Here is an 18,100-nt window from a genome sequence, read left to right as displayed (position 1 = left end):
TAATCATTTATTTAAAAAAAATTATTGACGTGAATAAAAATAATCTTTAATATCACGCCTACTTTAATGCTGTAGCATTAAAACTCTCAAACAAAGCGGAGCGGTAGTTCAGTTGGTTAGAATACCTGCCTGTCACGCAGGGGGTCGCGGGTTCGAGCCCCGTCCGTTCCGCCAATTCTTAAAGAATGTTCAACATGACTTGCTATTTTTTATCTCGAAGTAGTTTAATTTCTTTTATTAAATGTAATAAAATATAAAAGTGGTATAAATTAAATAACGACATCATAAATAATGAAATCTTTTTTTGCAACAATATACGCAATATTTTGTTTTTTTATTATATTCGTTTTTTCAACTAACAAACATGAATATTGGTTAGAACTATATCCGGAAGAATTTTTGAATTTATGCATGCTACCAACAGACAATGATAATGATCCGCAAAGTGATATGTATATAGTGTTAGTTTTTTTATTACCATTATTAATTCCACTTTTTCTATCTAAAAAGAAAGAAAAGTTATTTATCTCAGTTATTATTTTGCTGTTATTCGCATTTTGGGTTTATTCATTTATTATTAGGTTTAGTTGTTAAAATAACATCCTGTCTAGAAAATATGGAAAATTATTCTATTGAGTTGAATTTATCAATATTAAAAAAATGGTTTTTTATTATTATCGGTAGTCTTTCATTTATATTGGGAACAGTAGGCATTTTTGTACCACTTTTACCAACTGTACCATTTTATTTATTAACGGCTTATCTTTGGTTGAATAGCTCAGTTCGTCTTTACCGTTATTTTACTAAAAGTCGTTATTATCAAGATTATATTCAAAAAATACTAATAGAAAAGGAAATAACAAAATTAAATTTATTAAAAATGATAATCATGGTATTTGTTGTTTTACTTATTCCTTTTATTCTTTTTGATTCTTTACATGTCAGAATTATGTTAGCGATAGTATTTTTAGCACATCTTATTTTTGGTTATTCTTATTTTAAAAAAAAGTGATTGCCATTTTGTATTTATTCGATCATAAATACAGGGCAAAATGCCCCGTACTTTTAATATTTATTAGTCAAAGTTAAAGACTCTTTTTTATTTCTATCGCAAGGAGTGGATTCCACATAGCACCAGTTGCACTCATAACAGCATCAGCACCATTTTTTATAAATTGATGATAATGTTCGCTAGAACTAACTCCACCAACGCCCACAATAGCAAAGTTTAAATCCATTTGTTCACGATATTTAGCTAAACGACTTACCATATCTAAACCAGCCCAACGGATTGCGTCACCACAAATACCGCCTTCTTTTCTATTTTCACCTAAAGCAGGGGTTCCTTTAGCATCAACAGGTTTAGCTGATAGTGTGTTGATTGCACTTAAACCATCGATAATAGAGCCTACACGGGTTAATAAAGAAATAATTCTTTCATCATCAGGAAAATAAGCTAACTTTAAGATAAGTGGACGATCAGGTACTTCAGTTTTAATTTCATTAACAATTCGCTCAACTTTATCAACATCAAAGCAAAGTAATTTGCTAGCCCCTTCATTTGGGCAACTTAAATTTGCTTCAAGAATAGGAGCATTTGTTTCGCGGACTAATTTCGCGGCTAAAGCATAATCTTTTTCAATTTCACCGTTACCTTGTGTACCTTGAAAACTACCAATAACACACTGCCCATGCCCTGCATATTTGACTGCATTAGCCATGTCTGGTTGCCAAACATCAGGCGAAAAAGAGGGAACTCCAAACGAATTGGTTATTGACAATGGTTGATTGTAATTGGTATCGGCTAGCACAGTATCTAAATTAGATGATAATTTACCGTTAGGATGGACCGCCAAAACATTCGGTAATGGATGGCATTTATGTCCTTTAGTTCTTACTGTTTTATATACACATAAATCAAATCCATAAGCAAAAGCAGCTTTGATATAATTTGCGTTTAATAACGGGCCTGCTGGTTGGCCAAATGGCAAATTGACTTCAACATTTAAGAATTTTGAAGGTTTTGTTGATATTTGTTGTGCTTTATCTAATTGTTTAAAGAGTCCAAATGGACCTTGAGCATAATTATCTTCGTAACTTATAGTTGGATCATAAAAAGGGGTTAAAGATTTCATACTGTCTCCTGATTGTGCGTGTTCTCAATATAAAATTGATTATTAATATGTAATAAAAGAAAAATAGATAAATATGTTTTTTTAAACCCAAAAAAAATCCTCCATAAAGGAGGATTAAAAAATAGAATAACTAGAAAATCGAAAGTTGATTTTAACTTCTTAATTGGTATTACAAACATTCCGATACTCTCTTTGCGTTATATTTCAGAGTATTTTATCTCAGACAATTTAAAGTTCAACATAAAAATTAAAAAAATATATAACTAAATGAAAAGGTTATAGTGTTTTTTTTTAGATTTTTAATTGTGAGTTTGACAAATAAAGTACGATAAAACATCAAAAATTGGCAGAATTTTATTTTAGTTATATCAATAATTTTCTAATTGACTAATAAAACTAAAAAAGTTTTGTCGAAAAAATGATACTCATCGCTATTTACTATTAGTAAAACAGGTATTAATGAAATTAATGTAATTGGAGGATAATTATTGTTAATGTTATCATTATTGGTAGTTATGAAGATTAGATAATAATGATTAGGTGTATAAAAATGAAAAATGGAAATATTTTTAAGTCGCTAACACTGCCTAATGGCGTTGAACTAAAAAACCGTATCATGATGGCTCCAATGACAACTTGTTCCGGTTTTTATGATGGTTCAGTTACGCATGATTTAATTGAATATTATCAAGCAAGATCAGGAACAATTGGTACTATTATTGTTGAATGTGGATTTGTTGACGATAAAGGGTTAGCTTTTCCCGGCGCTATTGGTTTAGATAGTGATGATAAGATTGAAGGCTTAGCTAAAATTGCTAAAGTGATCAAAGAAAAAGGTTCTAAAGCAATTATTCAAGTTTATCATGGCGGAAGAATGGTTGAACCTAAATTAATTGGAGGACAATCACCAGTAGGTCCTAGTGCTATTGCAGCTCCACGTCCCAATGCGCCTACACCCATTGCATTAACGGCTGAAGAAGTAGATGAAATGATTGACAAATTTAGTCAAGCAGTACGTCGTGCAATTCAAGCAGGATTTGATGGGATAGAAATTCATGGGGCAAATACTTATTTAATTCAACAATTCTATTCACCTAATTCAAATCAACGAAAAGATAAATGGGGAGGAAGCCGTGATAATCGAACCCAATTCCCTTTAGCCGTTTTAGAAATTACCCACGCTATGGTTAAGCAATATGCAACCCCTGAATTTATTGTTGGATATCGTTTTTCGCCTGAAGAATTAGAAGTCCCTGGAATTCGTTTTGATGATTCCATGTATTTGCTTGAAAAATTGGCTGAAAAGGGGCTTGATTATATCCATTTTTCAATGGGAACAATACTTAGGCCCTCCATTGTTGATACACAAGATCCAACGCCATTAATTAAAAAATATGTGACAATGCGATCTGAAACATTAGCAAAAATACCAGTTGTTGGTGTCGGAAATGTTATTAATCAAAGTGATGTGGAAGATGCCATTAATAGTGGTTATGATTTAGTTGCGGTTGGTCGTGCTTGTATTGCTTATCCCGATTGGATTGACCGTATTGAAAAAGGTGAAAAGCTTGAACTTTTTATCAATAGTGATAAACGTGAAGAGCTAAATATTCCTGAACCTTTATGGCATTTTTCGCTTGTTGAAAGCTTGATTCGAGATGTTAATCTTAATGTCAAAAAGTTCAAACCAGGGAATTACCAAGAGAAAGTTAATGATGAGTCTTACGAATTTTTGATTAATGTTGAATTAGGAAAAGATTTTATTAAAGATATACAACTAGTTAATGCTCAAAATTTTGATCGAGAAATATTAAATAATTTTACTGAAATCAAACACCGAATTATTGACTCCAACAGCCCACATGTTGATGCTATTTCAGGCGCTACTACACAATGTGAAGCTTTTAAAAAAGCCGTAACTAAAGCGATGGCCAAATCTAATAAAGAGGCTATTATTGCCGAAGGTGGTGATCCTAATGATCGCGCTTTTGATGTTGTAGTTGTTGGTAGTGGTGGAGCAGGACTTTCTGCGGCGATTCAAGCACATGATCTTGGTGCAAATGTTATTATTGTCGAGCAAATGTCAGTGATTGGTGGTAATACTAATAAAGCTTCGGCAGGTATGAATGCTGCGGAAACCAAATTCCAACAGCTAAAAGGTATTGTAGACAATAAAGAACTCTTTTATAAAGAAACAATGACTGGTGGGAAAAATAAAAATAATCCTGAGTTATTGCATTATTTTGTTGAAAATGCGCCAAATGCGATAAATTGGTTAGATGATAACGGTATTGAATTAAGTGGCATCACCACAACGGGGGGAATGAGCATTGATCGAACTCATCGCCCTGAAAGTGGTGCTGCTGTTGGTGGCTTTTTAATTAGTGGTTTAGTTAAAAATATCAATAAGCGTAATATTGAAGTTATGCTTGATACTGCAGTTACTGAAATTGTAACCGAAAACCATAAAGTTATTGGCGTTAAAGTTTCAGAAGAAGATGGTTCAACTCATTTAATAAAAGCCAAAGCTGTCATTATTGCAACAGGTGGGTTTAGTGCCAATACTACAATGGTTGAAAAATATCGTCCTGATCTTAAAGGATTTGTCACTACTAATCATAAAGGGGCAACGGGTTCTGGTATTATGCTATTAGAAAAACTCGGTGCAGGGACTGTTGATATGGGTGAAATACAAATTCATCCAACCGTTGAACAAACAACGTCGTATTTAATTTCTGAATCTATTCGTGGTGGTGGTGCAATATTGGTATCACAAAAAGGTCAACGATTTGTTAATGAACTTGATACAAGAGACAATGTTTCTGCTGAAATTATCAAATTACCTGAACATTATGCTTATATTCTATTTGATCAACAAGTTCGAGATGAAAATAAATCTGTTGAAGAATATGTTTCAAATGAACTTGTAAGGCAAGCAAATACGCTTGAAGAGTTAGCTCAAAAACTATCGATTGATGGTAACACATTAGCGAAAACGGTTGAGCGTTACAATCAATTTGTGACGACTAAACACGATGAAGACTTTGGTCGAACCACTGGTATGCGTCACCCAATTAAAAAAGGGCCTTTTTATGCAATAAAAATCGCACCGGGTGTCCATCATACAATGGGAGGCGTAACGATTAACACTCAAACACAAGTATTAGATGCTGATAAACAGGTAATCCAAGGTGTATTTGCTGCTGGTGAAGTTGTAGGTGGAGTACATGGCGCTAATCGTATTGGTGGTAATGCTGTTGCTGATATTATTATATTTGGTACACAAGCAGGTAAAAAAGCGGCTGATTATATTAAACATTAATTTGTTACAACTATTTGAGCTTGTTTAGCATGGTAAATGCAAATGAATATACTCAACATTTAATGGGAACAACGGTTTCATTAATGCTTTTAGAGCCTAATGAAACCGCAGTGCAAACTGTTTTTGAGACCATAAAAATACTTGAGGACAAACTAACTGTTAACAAACCGTTATCCGAAGTTATGTCAATTAATTTAGCGGCTGGGCAACATCCTGTTACAGTAAGTCGACCTGTTTTTTCTTTGATTGAGCAAGCCCAGAAAATAAGCTTACACTTTAATAGTTGTTTTAATTTAGCTATTGGTCCTTTGGTCAAACTTTGGAAAATTGGCTTTCAAGGTGACCAAATTCCTGCTGCTAGATTAATAAAACAACAACTTTTATTAACAGATCCTAAAAATATTGAACTTGATACAAATAAACATACTGTTTTTTTAAAAAAAGCAGGAATGGAAATTGACTTAGGTGCCATTGCTAAAGGCTATATTGCTGATGTTGTCAAATCAATTTTGCTTCAATATCAAGTTTACAAAGGGATCATTAATTTAGGCGGTAATGTATTTGCGTTAGGCGCATCCTTAACAGATGATAACGGCTATTGGCATATTGGACTTCGAAAACCATTTTCAACGGATAATAAGTTATCAGGAGTAATTAAAGTTATAGATAAGTCGGTTGTTACTTCAGGAATTTATGAGCGCTTTTTTATACAAAACGATCATCTTTATCATCACATATTCGATCCCCAAACAGGCTATCCATTAGATAATGAATTAGAAAGCGTGACTGTAATTTCAGATTCTTCTTTAGAAGGTGATATTTATTCTACGGTTTTTTATGGATGGGGACTTGATAAGAGTAGAGAATTTTTGCAAAAACGTCCAAATTTATCAGCCATATTTTTGTTAAAAAATAAAACAATAACATTGGTAAATCCTAATAATTTTATTTTTCAAAAAAGTGATAAACAATACACAATAAAACTAGATTAAACATAAATATAGTAACAAAAAGTCGTCAGGAAACATATTGATTTTATTGAAGTTTTTTTGAGCTTTATTTTGATGTATTTTAATTAAAAGACAAGCAATTCTAAATAAAAATGGTTAGAAAAGCTATTGATTCTATTAGGTTTTTATTTTTTCAAAAGAATAAACTTAATAAATAATCAAATAAAAAATAGAATTAAATCTTAACTTATTAAAAATATTTAAATTCAAAAGGAAAATACTATGAACGTAGTAAAAAAACCACCAGTGAAATGGTTGCCACTCATTATTATTGCGGCAATTTCTGCGATACTCTGGTTATATGTAACGCCACCTGAAGGTATCAGCCAACAAGGTTGGCAAACCAGCATTATTTTTGTGGCCACTATTGCCTGCATCGTAGCTGAAATAATGCCAATTGGAGCTATTGGATTATTAGCAATTACCGTTTTTGCCGTATTAAGACCCTCTGGTGCTGATACAAATGCGGCTGCTATTAAAATTGCCTTAAGTGAATTAAATAGTAGTCTTATTTGGTTGATTGTTATTGCTTTTATGATCGCTCGTGGCTTTATCAAAACAGGACTAAGTAAACGTATTGCCTATTATCTTGTTAAAATTTTAGGAAAAAATACATTAGGGCTTGCTTATGGTTTATCGGTCACCGACATTGCGTTAGCTCCAGCAATTCCCAGTACTACAGCGCGTGCTGGTGGGGTTATTTATCCAATAGCGGAAGCGTTAGCGATTAACTTTAATTCAAGCCCAAAAGATGAATCAAGAAACCGCATTGGTACATTTTTAATGCTAACAATTAGCCATATGAATGACATCACCTCGGCAATGTTTTTAACGGCATTTACAGGTAATTTATTAGCCGCTGAACTAGTTACAACTTCATTAGGTATTACATTAGGTTGGGGGCAATGGTTTGTTGCCGCTATTGTGCCATGTTTAGTTTCATTTATTGTGATTCCTTTAGTTATTTATTTTTTAACTAATCCAGAACTTAAAAAAACGCCAGAAGCTCCTAAACTAGCAGCAGAAGAATTAAAAAAAATGGGGGCAATTACCGCTAAAGAAATCATTATGGCTGGTACCGTTATCCTATTATTAGTGCTTTGGATTTTTGGCAAAAATGTTGGTATAGACTCAACAACCACAGCATTCATTGGTTTGACTATTTTGATCTTAACGGGTGTATTGAGTTGGGATGATATAAAAGGTGAAAAAGCCGCTTGGGACACATTAATTTGGTTTGCAGCATTATTAATGATGGCTGATAAAGTGAATGATCTTGGTGTAACAAAATGGTTAGGTGACACCATAGGTGGTGCTGTACAAGGATACTTAGGTGAAAGTAGTTGGGTATTTGTAATAATTGTTTTGTGTATTGCTTATGTCTATTTACATTACTTTTTTGCTAGCGGTAATGCTCATATTGCTGCTCTATTTCCAGTATTTTTATCTGTTGCGATTGCACTAGGCGTACCACAATTAATTGCTGTTTTTGCATTAGTTATATGTACCAATTATTTTGGTTCTATTACTCAATTTGCTAATGCAAGAAATCCATTATTATTTGCCGAAGGTTTTGTTCCAGTAAAAACATGGTGGAAAGTTGGATTTATTTGTAGTGTTGTTAATCTAATTATTGTATTTACTGTTGGTATTTTATGGTGGAAGATTATTGGTCTTGGTTAATCACAAGCCAATAATGATATTTCTAATTATTGTATATACCGCCTACTTGGCGGTATTTTTATATATAAAATAAATTGTATGGCTAGTTAACTAATGACAATTGATAGTTTCCAATCATTAATTTCTTTCCAATATTTTTTTTCTTGTTCTAAATCAAGCAATATCAATTTATTATTTTCAACAAATTCTTGATTAATTTCTAGGGTGATTTTAGTGAGTTTATTTTTTAATAATTTTAATTGAAATGCCTGCAAATCAATTTCGGGATTTCTTTGGTTATTTATTAGTATAGATAATCTTAAAATTTGTATTAATGATATGATATGTTTGTATTCAAACAAGCTAAAATAAGGTATAGCATCAATATTAATCGACTTCCGATGATAACGAACAAGCGTAGATAGTAGTAATTGTTGTTCTTCATTGAATCCTGGTAGATTACTATTTTTTAAAATATAACTTGAATGTTTATGAATTGAAGAAAAGTTAATCTTTAAACCTACCTCATGTAACTGAGCTGCCCAATATAAAATAGATTCAATATTGGGTGAAATTGTAATTGGTGTTTGTTGTTGCCATTGTGAAAAAAAATATTTTGCAGTTTTAACAACCTGCTTTGCATGGCGTTGATCTATATTATAATGCTCTGAAAGCGATTGTGCAGTATTTTGCCTAATATCTTGGTAATTAGGACCGTCAATCAATTCGTAAAATATACCCTCTCGTAATGCACATGGACTAAATTGTAAAGCTTCTAGACCTAATGCATCAAAAATACCACTAAATATAGCTAGCCCGCTAACAAATACGTTTTTCCTTTCTTTGGACAACGAAGGGTAGTCGATATCGTGAAAAGATTTGAATTCTAAAACATAACTAATTAAATCATCGAGCCTTTTAGATGTAATAATGCCATCGCTGACACCAAGATCTAATAATATTTGATAAATTGATTTTATGGTTCCCGATGTACCAAATGCAACAGTGATATTTAAGTTTTTTATAGTATTAACCATGCTTTCAATTTGTTGTTCTGCTGCAAGTTTAGCTTGTTGAAAAGAAACCGCATTAATTTTTTTGTCATGGAAAAACTGTTTTGTATAAGTGACACAACCCATGGGGCGGCTAGCAACGATCAAGGGGGTTAAATCATTTCCTTTTCCTATCGCAATTTCAGTCGATCCTCCGCCAATATCTATTACAAATTTTGTATCAGTTGAGGATGTCGATTCTGCTGTCATTGTGCCTAAATAGACAAGACGTGCTTCTTCTTGACCCGAAATAACCTCAATAGGAAAAGGAAAAACTTTAGCAGCAGCCATTAAAAATTTATGCTTATTTTTTGCTACTCGTAATGTATGAGTTGCAACAACTCGAACATGTTCTGGTGGAAATCCATTTAATCGTTCAGCAAATAGCGCAAGACACTCCGCTCCTCGCATTATGCTTGATTCACTTAGTTCATTATTAGTATTAAGCCCTGTTGCTAGATGTATATTTTTTTTATTTTTATAAATAATCTGTATCGCACCATTAATAATACGGGCAATTACCATATGAAAACTATTTGAACCAAGATCAACTACCGCATATTCATTGAATTTTTTCATTTTAAAAATCCTTATTCAAATGATTCTAATTGCTTTAAATAATCATAAATAGCATATTGAGCTCTGGTTTTTTTCTTATTACCTCTTTGTACATAATTATTTGTTGCATCTTTATCAATGATACGGGCTTTTACGTTATCATTGCACTGTATATCAAAAATATTATGAATTGTTGATTTTATTATTGGATCAAAGATTTTTACACCTACTTCAATACGATTATCTATATTACGAGGCATCCAATCAGCGGAAGATATATAGGTATCTTTTTTCCCATCATTTTCAAAAATATACACACGAGCATGTTCTAGAAATTGATCCACAATACTAGTCACATAAATATTTTCACTCAAATTAGGTATTTGTGGCACTAAAACACAAGTCCCTCGTACAACCATTCTAATTTTTACACCAGCACACGATGCACGGTAAAGCTCATCAATCATTTCTTTATCGGTAATAGCGTTTAGTTTTAGATAAATGCCTGACTTTTTACCGACTTTAGCGTTATTTATTTCTCGCTCAATAAACTCATTAAAGCGTAATCGTGTATTTTGTGGTGAAACAAGTAGATGATTGAAAGTTACCGGTTTAAATGGATTTTCGATAAAATTAAAGACTTTTCTAACTTCTTCAGTGATAGCTGGATCTGCAGTTAATAGTGAAAAATCAGTATAAATTCGTGCTGTTTTTTCGTTAAAGTTACCTGAACCAATATGCGCATAACGAACAATTTCGTCGTTTTCTTTACGATCAATCAAAAACAATTTGGCGTGAATTTTGAGCTTTGGTTGTGAATAGATAACTTTAATTCCACTACTGATTAATCGTTTTGCCCATTTTATATTTGCTTCTTCGTCAAATCGTGCTTGTAACTCAACTACTACGGTAACTTTTTTACCATTATTAGCGGCATTAATTGCAGCATGAATAAAGCGCGAGTCTTTGGCTACTCGATAAATGTTCATTCGAATATGAGTAACAGAGGGATCAAACGAGGCTTGCCGCATAATTTCTAGAACATGGCCAAAGGAGTAGTAAGGATAATAGAGCAATACATCTCTATCTTTAATTGCATCAAATGCGTTACGAAATTGCTTAAATCGATTATAACTTAGACTCGGGATTTTTTTATTTAATAGACTTTTTTGTCCAAAATCAGGAAATCTGACAAGATCTTTAAAATTAGGATAACGCCCTCCAGGCATTGCATCTTGTTCGGTTAATCGTAATTTATTGATCAATAATTCAAATAAAGCTTTGGGCATATCTTTTTGATAAGTAAAACGTACGGGCTGTGCTGTTAAGCGTTGTTTTAAACCTTGAGACATGAGTTCAAGTAAGCTATCTAACTCAGTATTTAATTCGTATTCCGCATCTCTATTGATATTAATTGAATAAGCATTTAATTCTTTAGCATCAAAAAACTCTTTAAAAATGTCTGATAAACAGTAGCGTAATATGTTATCTAGGAAAATAATAGACTTATTTTTAGTTGATACTTCTGACGGTAATAATACAAAACGAGGGATATTATCGGTTGGTAGTTCAAGAAGTGCATAATTGATGTTATCCTGACAAATAATTTCTACAGCTAAATAGGCATGATCATCTTTTAAAAATTGAATAAGCTCGGTATGACTATCAAGCAAAATAGGCGTGATATATTGTCTAAGATTTTGTTTATAATAATTTTTTATCCAATTCTCTTGATACGATGAAAGTTGTCTTTCATTAATCAGGAATATTTGATTCCTAGCCATTTCTAATAATAATTCATTATAAAGCTGATCAAATTGCAGTTCTAATTGGATAACTTTTTGATTTACTTGTCGTAATAAATTTTTAGCATTAGATGAAGAATGAACTTGTTCTTGTTCTATAAGTACATATTTTTTTAAGTTGGCAAACTGGACTTTATAAAATTCATCAAGGTTACTTGAGTATATCCCCAAAAAATGTATTCGCTCGATAAGCGGATTACTTTTATCGGCAGCTTCTTGTAAAACTCGCTGATTGAAAGATAACCAGCTAAGCTCTTTAGGTAAATATACTTTTTCTTCAATCATGGTTGTGTTTTAACTCTATTAATAATATTGTATACAGAATAACTTATGTAAATAAAAAAGCTAGCAGGCTGCTAGCTTTTTTTATTTTATATAGAAAAAATTTAACGTTTAAATACGATGAACCGATGTTGTGTTAGTTGTTCCACTTGGTACTAATGCACCAGATACCATCACAATAATTTCACCTTGCTGTAAACCACATACTTTTACAGCCATCTCTTTACCTAAACGGTAAAAATCGTCAGTTGAGTTAATTGAATCAATTAAAATTGGTTCTACACCTTTAGTAACAGCTAATTGATTAACCGTTTTTTGACTTGATGAAAGCGCTAAAATACGCGCTCTTGGGAAGTAATGACGAACTTCACGAGCAGATTTACCACTGCGAGTTGCAACCACAATTAACGGTGCATTTAAGCGTTCAGCAATTTCCACCGCACCACAACAAACAGCTGAGGTTATACTTAATTTTTCATCTTTTGTTGTTAATTCTAATGAAGCAGGAATTGTTTTGTCTGTGCGTTTACAGATAGTTGCCATGACATTGACTGTTTCAAGTGGATATTTACCTTTAGCACTTTCACCAGAAAGCATTACAGCATCGGTTCCGTCAATAATAGCATTAGCCACATCGCCGGCTTCAGCACGAGTAGGGCGTGGATTTTTAATCATTGAATCAAGCATTTGTGTTGCGGTAATAACTGGTTTTGAAGCTTTATTACATTTTTTGATCATCATTTTTTGAGCAAAAATAACTTCTTCGACCGCAATTTCAACACCTAAATCGCCACGAGCAACCATAATACCGTCAGAAGCTTCAAGAATTTCATCAAAATTATCTAAACCTTCTTGATTTTCGATTTTAGATATAATTTTAATGTCTTCTCCACCATGTGCTTTTAAATGAGCACGGATATCTTCAACATCAGAACGTTTACGAATAAATGATGCTGCAATAAAATCAACACCTTGTTCACAACCAAAAATAAGGTCGTTTTTGTCTTTTTCTGCAAGTGCAGGTAACTTAATTGAAACACCAGGTAGATTGATACCTTTGTTTTCACCAAGATCACCATTATTTAAAACTGTACAGATAACTTCGTTACCTTTGACTTCTTTAACGTCCATTGCAATTAAACCATCATCGACAAGTACACGATTGCCTGGTTTAAGATCATGAGCAAAGCCATCATAAGTAACCGCTACTCGTTCGGCATTTCCAACAACAGTTTTATCTGTGGTAAAGGTAAATGTTTGACCTGCTACAAGTGATACATCATTACCACCTTCTAACTTTATGGTACGAATTTCAGGTCCTTTAGTATCTAGCATAATAGCAGCTTTTAAACCTGTTTCTTGCATCACTTCACGTAAGTTTTTAATACGATTGCCATGTTCTTCATAATCACCATGAGAAAAATTTAAACGCATAACATTCATGCCTGCGTTTAATAATTTTGCTAACATTTCTTTTGATTCAGATTTTGGCCCAATAGTACAAACAATTTTTGTCTTTTTCATAATAATATCTACTTAGTAATATTTAATGTTAATGTTAAAGTTTTAATCAATTCAAAAATCCGATACACCCGTACTTCGCAAAAAAAAACCAATGACAAAGCATTGGTGTTATTAGTAAAAGTATTCTTTGTGGCTAAAAACAGCTACAAAAATGCATAACGTACTCGAAGAATATGATAATTTCATCAATAAGCTAAATTCCTTAAAAATTGTCCTTATTATATTCTTAACAGTATTTTAAATAAAGTTTTTTATCTTAATTTTATTGCTTAAAAAGCAATTAAATTATGACAACTTAATAAAACGATTTATGCCCAATGTCACAAAAAACTAAATATTTTAAATTACATTAGGTCGTTAAGTTGATAAATTAGTTCGTTTTCGTTGTTTTTTAAAGTTAGCTGGTTGTTGTTTAAATTAATTTTAGCTCCATTAGTAATTAATTGCGTAATAATATAATCTAATTGGTTTAATTGTTCATCACTACAAAGCATTTTCGTCATCGCAAGCCCAGAACCATTAATGCTATCTTTATTTAAAGTAACCTGACCTGAAAACTGGTTGCACATTTTCCCTGTGATAGTCATCTTTTCACCAAATATAAGTTCAGCTTGTTCATCTAAAGAAACTGGTTGGCCATTTGATTTAATTAGCACAAAACGGTGATGCATAAGATCAGTATCTTGTATTTTATTTGATTTGTTACATCCAGACATAACTAAAGACAATGTAAATAGTGAAATTAGTAATAATGTTTTTTTCATTTAAACTCCTAATAATAGGTTAGATTTGCTATAATTAATTCTAATTCAAATATGATGTCAATTAAAATTATCTGAGTTTTTATGTTATCTCAAAACCAATTAAAAAACCTTGATTCAATAACTTTCTTAGATAAACATAAAATAATAAAGTTAGCTAAGAAAAGTCAAACTATAGCTGATATAGATTCTGCTATACAAAATGCTAATTTACATTATCAGGCTAGAATAGCATCGTTACCAAAGAAAATTAATTTCCCAGATAATTTACCTGTTGTTGAAAAAAAACAGTCGATTTATGATGCAATTAGAGAGCATCAAGTTGTCATAATTGCGGGTGAAACAGGTTCAGGGAAAACAACACAAATACCAAAAATCTGTTTAGAATTAGGTTTGGGCGTTAAAGGTTATATTGGCCATACCCAACCAAGGCGACTCGCTGCACGCTCAGTAGCCAATCGTATAGCTGAAGAGTTAAAAACAGAAATAGGGCAGTTAGTAGGTTTCAAAGTTAGATTTTCAGATCATGTTAGTGATACAACACTGATTAAATTAATGACTGATGGTATATTACTTGCAGAAATTCAAAAAGATAAACTTTTATTACAATACGATACTATTATTATTGACGAAGCTCATGAACGTAGTTTAAATATTGATTTTATTCTAGGTTACCTTAAACAATTATTACCTAAGCGTCCTGATTTAAAAGTTATAATAACGTCAGCAACGATTGATGTAGAACGGTTTTCAAAGCATTTCAATCAGGCGCCAATTATTGAAGTATCGGGACGAACCTATCCCGTTGAAGTTAGATATCGCCCACCGATATTGGATAACGGTGATAATTCAGACGATAAAAATAGTGATTTTCAACCTATTATTGATGCAATTGATGAGCTATCAGCTGAAAGCTCTGGTGATATACTGATTTTTTTAACAGGTGAAAGAGAAATTCGAGATCTTGCTGATACATTAAATAAATTAGATCTTCGTCATACGGATATTTTACCTTTATATGCACGATTATCAGCATCTGAACAAAATCGAATTTTTCAATCACATACTAAAAGGCGAATAGTTCTTGCAACTAATGTAGCTGAAACATCTTTAACTGTACCTGGAATCAAATATGTTATTGATCCTGGTTTAGCTAGAATCAGTCGCTATAGTTATCGTACTAAAGTTCAGCGTTTGCCCATTGAACCCATATCTCAAGCATCAGCTAACCAACGAAAAGGGCGTTGTGGACGAACTTCTGATGGTATTTGTATACGTTTATATGATGAACAAGATTTCTTGTCTCGTCCTGAATTTACTGAACCTGAAATTTTGCGAACCAATTTAGCATCAGTGATATTACAAATGACTTCTTTAGGTTTAGGTGATATTGCAGCCTTTCCTTTTGTTGAATCACCTGACGCAAAATATATTCGAGATGGTATCCGATTATTAGAAGAACTTGGTGCAATATTTACAAAACATCATCGATATCATTTAACTGAAATAGGAAAAATTTTAGCACAATTACCAATTGATCCAAGATTGGCCAGAATGCTTGTTGAAGCAAGAAAATTAGGTTGCACCAAAGAAATCATGATAATTACTGCTGCTTTATCAATTCAAGATCCAAGAGAAAGGCCTTTTGATAAACAACAAGCTTCAGATGAAAAACATCGTCGCTTTATTGATAATGAATCAGATTTTATTTCTTTAATTAATTTATGGAATTATATTAAAGAACAGCAAAATATATTATCAGGAAACCAATTTAGACGATTATGTAAAAAAGATTTTCTAAACTATCTTCGTATTAGAGAATGGCAAGATGTCTATACACAAATCAGACAAACGATAAAACAATTGGCTTTTCCCATCAACAGTCAATTAGCTGATTATCGTTCACTTCATGTAGCTTTATTGAGTGGGCTACTATCTCATATTGGCATGAAAGATCTTGAAAAACACGAGTATATTGGTACTCGTAATATTAAATTTGCAATTTTTCCTAATTCAGCACTTTTCAAAAATCAACCTAAGTGGTGTATTGCCAGTGAATTAGTTGAAACAAGTCGATTATGGGGGCGAACTGTCGCTAAGATAGATGCAGAATGGATTGAACCGATAGCAAAGCATCTAGTTAAGTATAGCTACAGTGAACCTAGATGGTCAAAAAGGCAGGGCACCACAATAGCGAACGAAAAAGTAACTTTATTTGGTTTACCCATCGTCGCAAGTAGAATAGTCAATTATAGTAAAATCGATCCTATCTTAAGTCGCAGCTTATTTATTAGGCATGCGTTAGTTGAAGGTGATTGGTTAACAAATCATAGATTTTATAAGCAAAATCAAAAATTGATCAATGAGGTTGAAGATCTTGAACATAAGTCTCGTCGGCAAAATATTTTAATTGATGATAATGAACTTTTTGATTTTTATGATAAACGAATTGATAAGTCTGTCATTTCATCAAAACATTTTGACTCATGGTGGAAGCAAAAGCAAAAATTGGCTCCTAACTTTCTTAATGTCGAAAAAGAAATGTTGATCAAACAATCTGCTGAACTAGTTAATTTAAATGATTTTCCTGATTTTTGGTATCAAGATAATTTTAAATTAGCATTGAGTTATCAATTTGATATTGGACACAAACGTGACGGCGTCACAATAAAAATACCACTTGATTTACTAAATCAAATTAAGAATAAGGGATTTGATTGGCAAGTACCTGGTTTTAGAAAAGATTTAGTTATATCATTAATAAAATCATTACCAAAAGCATTGCGACGAAATTTTGTTCCTGCACCAAACTATGCTGATGCATTTTTGAGTAGAGCTGTTTCAACAGACATTCCTTTGCTTGAAAGTTTAGAAACTGAATTTTACAAAATAACCGGTGTGAAAATTACAAATGAGGATTGGCAGCTTGAGCAAATTCCTAATTATTTAAAAATAACTTTTAGTATTGTTGACCAAAATAATAAAGAAATTGCTGCTAATAAGGACCTAACTTTACTAAAAGAACAACTTAAAAATGAAGTTCAGCAAGCGTTATCCTCTTTAACAACCAAAAAAGCATCTCAAATTGAGCGAAATAATTTAGTTAACTGGAATTTTGGTCATTTGCCTAGTGTCTATGAAGAAGCTAACAATAATTATACGATAAAAGCTTATCCAGCAATCATTGATAATCAACATTCTGTGAGCATAAAATTAGTGGATAATCAAGATGAACAAAAAAGATTAACTAAATTAGGTTTAAGACGTTTATTTATGCTCAATATACCATCACCAATCAAATACTTACACGAAAAACTACCAAATAAATCTAAATTAGGTTTGTATTTTAATAGTTTTGGGACGGTACTAAGTTTGATTGATGACTGCATTGCTTGTGGTATTGATTATTTAATTGAAAAAAATGGTCAATTTATTCAAAGTGAAGATGCCTATCAGACATTATTGGATTATATCAAAGGCCATATTAATGAAATTGTAGTTGATATTGCAAAACAAGTGGAAGCTATTTTGACTTTACATTATAACATTAATAAAAAGTTAAAAGGACGAATTGATTTATCATTAGCTTTCGCGTTATCTGACATAAAAAAACAACTCGATCATCTTGTTTATAAAGGATTTGTTGCACAATCAGGTTACAATAGACTACCTGATATTTTCCGCTATTTAACTGCAATTGAAAAAAGAATTGAAAAGTTAATGGTAAATTTGACTAAAGACAGGCAGTCGATGACGATTATCGAAGATACTGAAAATCAATATGCAAAATGGGTAAATAACTTGCCAGAATATTTAAAATCACAAGAAAAAGTAACCAATATTCGTTGGATGATTGAAGAACTAAGGGTTAATTTATTTGCTCAACAGCTTGGTACACCATATCCTATTTCAGCAAAACGTATTAAGCAACAAATCGATACAGTAAAATCTGAATTACAATGATCGAATAAAGAACACTTTATTGACTA

The 18,100-nt window shown here is 32.1% G+C and carries 11 protein-coding genes and 1 tRNA gene; 7 read left to right on the top strand and 5 right to left on the bottom strand.

The features are described from left to right. Positions 1–97 precede the first annotated feature (97 nt). The 3 genes from GQ596_RS01375 to GQ596_RS01365 all read left to right on the top strand — a co-directional run bounded on the left by GQ596_RS01375 (position 98) and on the right by GQ596_RS01365 (position 1,012). A tRNA-Asp gene (locus tag GQ596_RS01375) sits at positions 98–174 on the top strand. 117 nt (positions 175–291) lie between these two features. Beyond that, on the top strand, positions 292–594 hold the full coding sequence (locus tag GQ596_RS11220; RefSeq protein WP_160399892.1) for a DUF2645 family protein: 303 nt from the start codon (positions 292–294) through the stop codon (positions 592–594). Positions 595–616: 22 nt separating this feature from the next. Further along, positions 617–1,012, top strand: a complete 396-nt coding sequence (locus GQ596_RS01365; RefSeq protein ID WP_160399891.1) for a YbaN family protein — start codon at positions 617–619, stop codon at positions 1,010–1,012. 73 nt (positions 1,013–1,085) lie between these two features. Here the strand turns inward: GQ596_RS01365 and GQ596_RS01360 are convergent, their stop codons facing one another. Continuing rightward, complete coding sequence (locus GQ596_RS01360; protein WP_160399890.1) at positions 1,086–2,135, bottom strand: dihydroorotate oxidase; 1,050 nt, start codon at positions 2,133–2,135, stop codon at positions 1,086–1,088. Positions 2,136–2,685: 550 nt separating this feature from the next. Here GQ596_RS01360 and GQ596_RS01355 point away from each other — a divergent pair. From GQ596_RS01355 to GQ596_RS01345, 3 genes are all read left to right on the top strand, one after another. Next, a complete protein-coding gene (locus tag GQ596_RS01355) occupies positions 2,686–5,457 on the top strand; it encodes a flavocytochrome c (protein WP_160399889.1) in 2,772 nt (923 codons plus the stop codon). Between the two features lie 29 nt (positions 5,458–5,486). After that, the gene (locus GQ596_RS01350; protein ID WP_202113709.1) at positions 5,487–6,449 is read left to right on the top strand and encodes an FAD:protein FMN transferase; all 963 of its coding nucleotides are present in this window, start codon (positions 5,487–5,489) and stop codon (positions 6,447–6,449) included. Positions 6,450–6,689: 240 nt separating this feature from the next. Further along, positions 6,690–8,150: a DASS family sodium-coupled anion symporter gene (locus GQ596_RS01345; RefSeq protein ID WP_160399888.1), complete on the top strand. Its 1,461-nt coding sequence runs from the start codon at positions 6,690–6,692 to the stop codon at positions 8,148–8,150. A gap of 86 nt (positions 8,151–8,236) precedes the next feature. Here GQ596_RS01345 and GQ596_RS01340 read toward each other — a convergent pair whose 3' ends face one another. The 4 genes from GQ596_RS01340 to GQ596_RS01325 all read right to left on the bottom strand — a co-directional run bounded on the left by GQ596_RS01340 (position 8,237) and on the right by GQ596_RS01325 (position 14,114). Continuing rightward, the gene (locus GQ596_RS01340; RefSeq protein ID WP_160399887.1) at positions 8,237–9,760 is read right to left on the bottom strand and encodes an exopolyphosphatase; all 1,524 of its coding nucleotides are present in this window, start codon (positions 9,758–9,760) and stop codon (positions 8,237–8,239) included. Positions 9,761–9,771: 11 nt separating this feature from the next. Continuing rightward, positions 9,772–11,829, bottom strand: a complete 2,058-nt coding sequence (gene ppk1, locus GQ596_RS01335; protein WP_160399886.1) for a polyphosphate kinase 1 — start codon at positions 11,827–11,829, stop codon at positions 9,772–9,774. Between the two features lie 108 nt (positions 11,830–11,937). Beyond that, positions 11,938–13,350: a pyruvate kinase PykF gene (gene pykF / locus GQ596_RS01330; RefSeq protein ID WP_160399885.1), complete on the bottom strand. Its 1,413-nt coding sequence runs from the start codon at positions 13,348–13,350 to the stop codon at positions 11,938–11,940. Positions 13,351–13,694: 344 nt separating this feature from the next. After that, positions 13,695–14,114: an META domain-containing protein gene (locus tag GQ596_RS01325; protein WP_160399884.1), complete on the bottom strand. Its 420-nt coding sequence runs from the start codon at positions 14,112–14,114 to the stop codon at positions 13,695–13,697. A gap of 81 nt (positions 14,115–14,195) precedes the next feature. Between GQ596_RS01325 and hrpA the strand changes: the two genes are divergently transcribed. Further along, positions 14,196–18,074: an ATP-dependent RNA helicase HrpA gene (gene hrpA / locus GQ596_RS01320; RefSeq protein WP_160399883.1), complete on the top strand. Its 3,879-nt coding sequence runs from the start codon at positions 14,196–14,198 to the stop codon at positions 18,072–18,074. Positions 18,075–18,100: the final 26 nt, after the last annotated feature.

The sequence above is a fragment of the Gilliamella sp. Pra-s60 genome, assembly GCF_009795755.1.
Lineage (GTDB): Bacteria > Pseudomonadota > Gammaproteobacteria > Enterobacterales > Orbaceae > Gilliamella.
Note: the sequence above shows the minus strand (reverse complement) of the source record. Positions and strands in the feature narration are given on the sequence as shown.

What these genes read in the sequence shown, in the direction of transcription:
- GQ596_RS11220 (WP_160399892.1), top strand. Translation starts at nt 292, where the DNA reads ATGAAATCTTTTTTTGCAACAATATACGCAATATTTTGTTTTTTTATT.
- GQ596_RS01365 (WP_160399891.1), top strand. Translation starts at nt 617, where the DNA reads ATGGAAAATTATTCTATTGAGTTGAATTTATCAATATTAAAAAAATGG.
- GQ596_RS01360 (WP_160399890.1), bottom strand. Translation starts at nt 2,135, where the DNA reads ATGAAATCTTTAACCCCTTTTTATGATCCAACTATAAGTTACGAAGAT.
- GQ596_RS01355 (WP_160399889.1), top strand. Translation starts at nt 2,686, where the DNA reads ATGAAAAATGGAAATATTTTTAAGTCGCTAACACTGCCTAATGGCGTT.
- GQ596_RS01350 (WP_202113709.1), top strand. Translation starts at nt 5,487, where the DNA reads ATGGTAAATGCAAATGAATATACTCAACATTTAATGGGAACAACGGTT.
- GQ596_RS01345 (WP_160399888.1), top strand. Translation starts at nt 6,690, where the DNA reads ATGAACGTAGTAAAAAAACCACCAGTGAAATGGTTGCCACTCATTATT.
- GQ596_RS01340 (WP_160399887.1), bottom strand. Translation starts at nt 9,760, where the DNA reads ATGAAAAAATTCAATGAATATGCGGTAGTTGATCTTGGTTCAAATAGT.
- ppk1 (WP_160399886.1), bottom strand. Translation starts at nt 11,829, where the DNA reads ATGATTGAAGAAAAAGTATATTTACCTAAAGAGCTTAGCTGGTTATCT.
- pykF (WP_160399885.1), bottom strand. Translation starts at nt 13,350, where the DNA reads ATGAAAAAGACAAAAATTGTTTGTACTATTGGGCCAAAATCTGAATCA.
- GQ596_RS01325 (WP_160399884.1), bottom strand. Translation starts at nt 14,114, where the DNA reads ATGAAAAAAACATTATTACTAATTTCACTATTTACATTGTCTTTAGTT.
- hrpA (WP_160399883.1), top strand. Translation starts at nt 14,196, where the DNA reads ATGTTATCTCAAAACCAATTAAAAAACCTTGATTCAATAACTTTCTTA.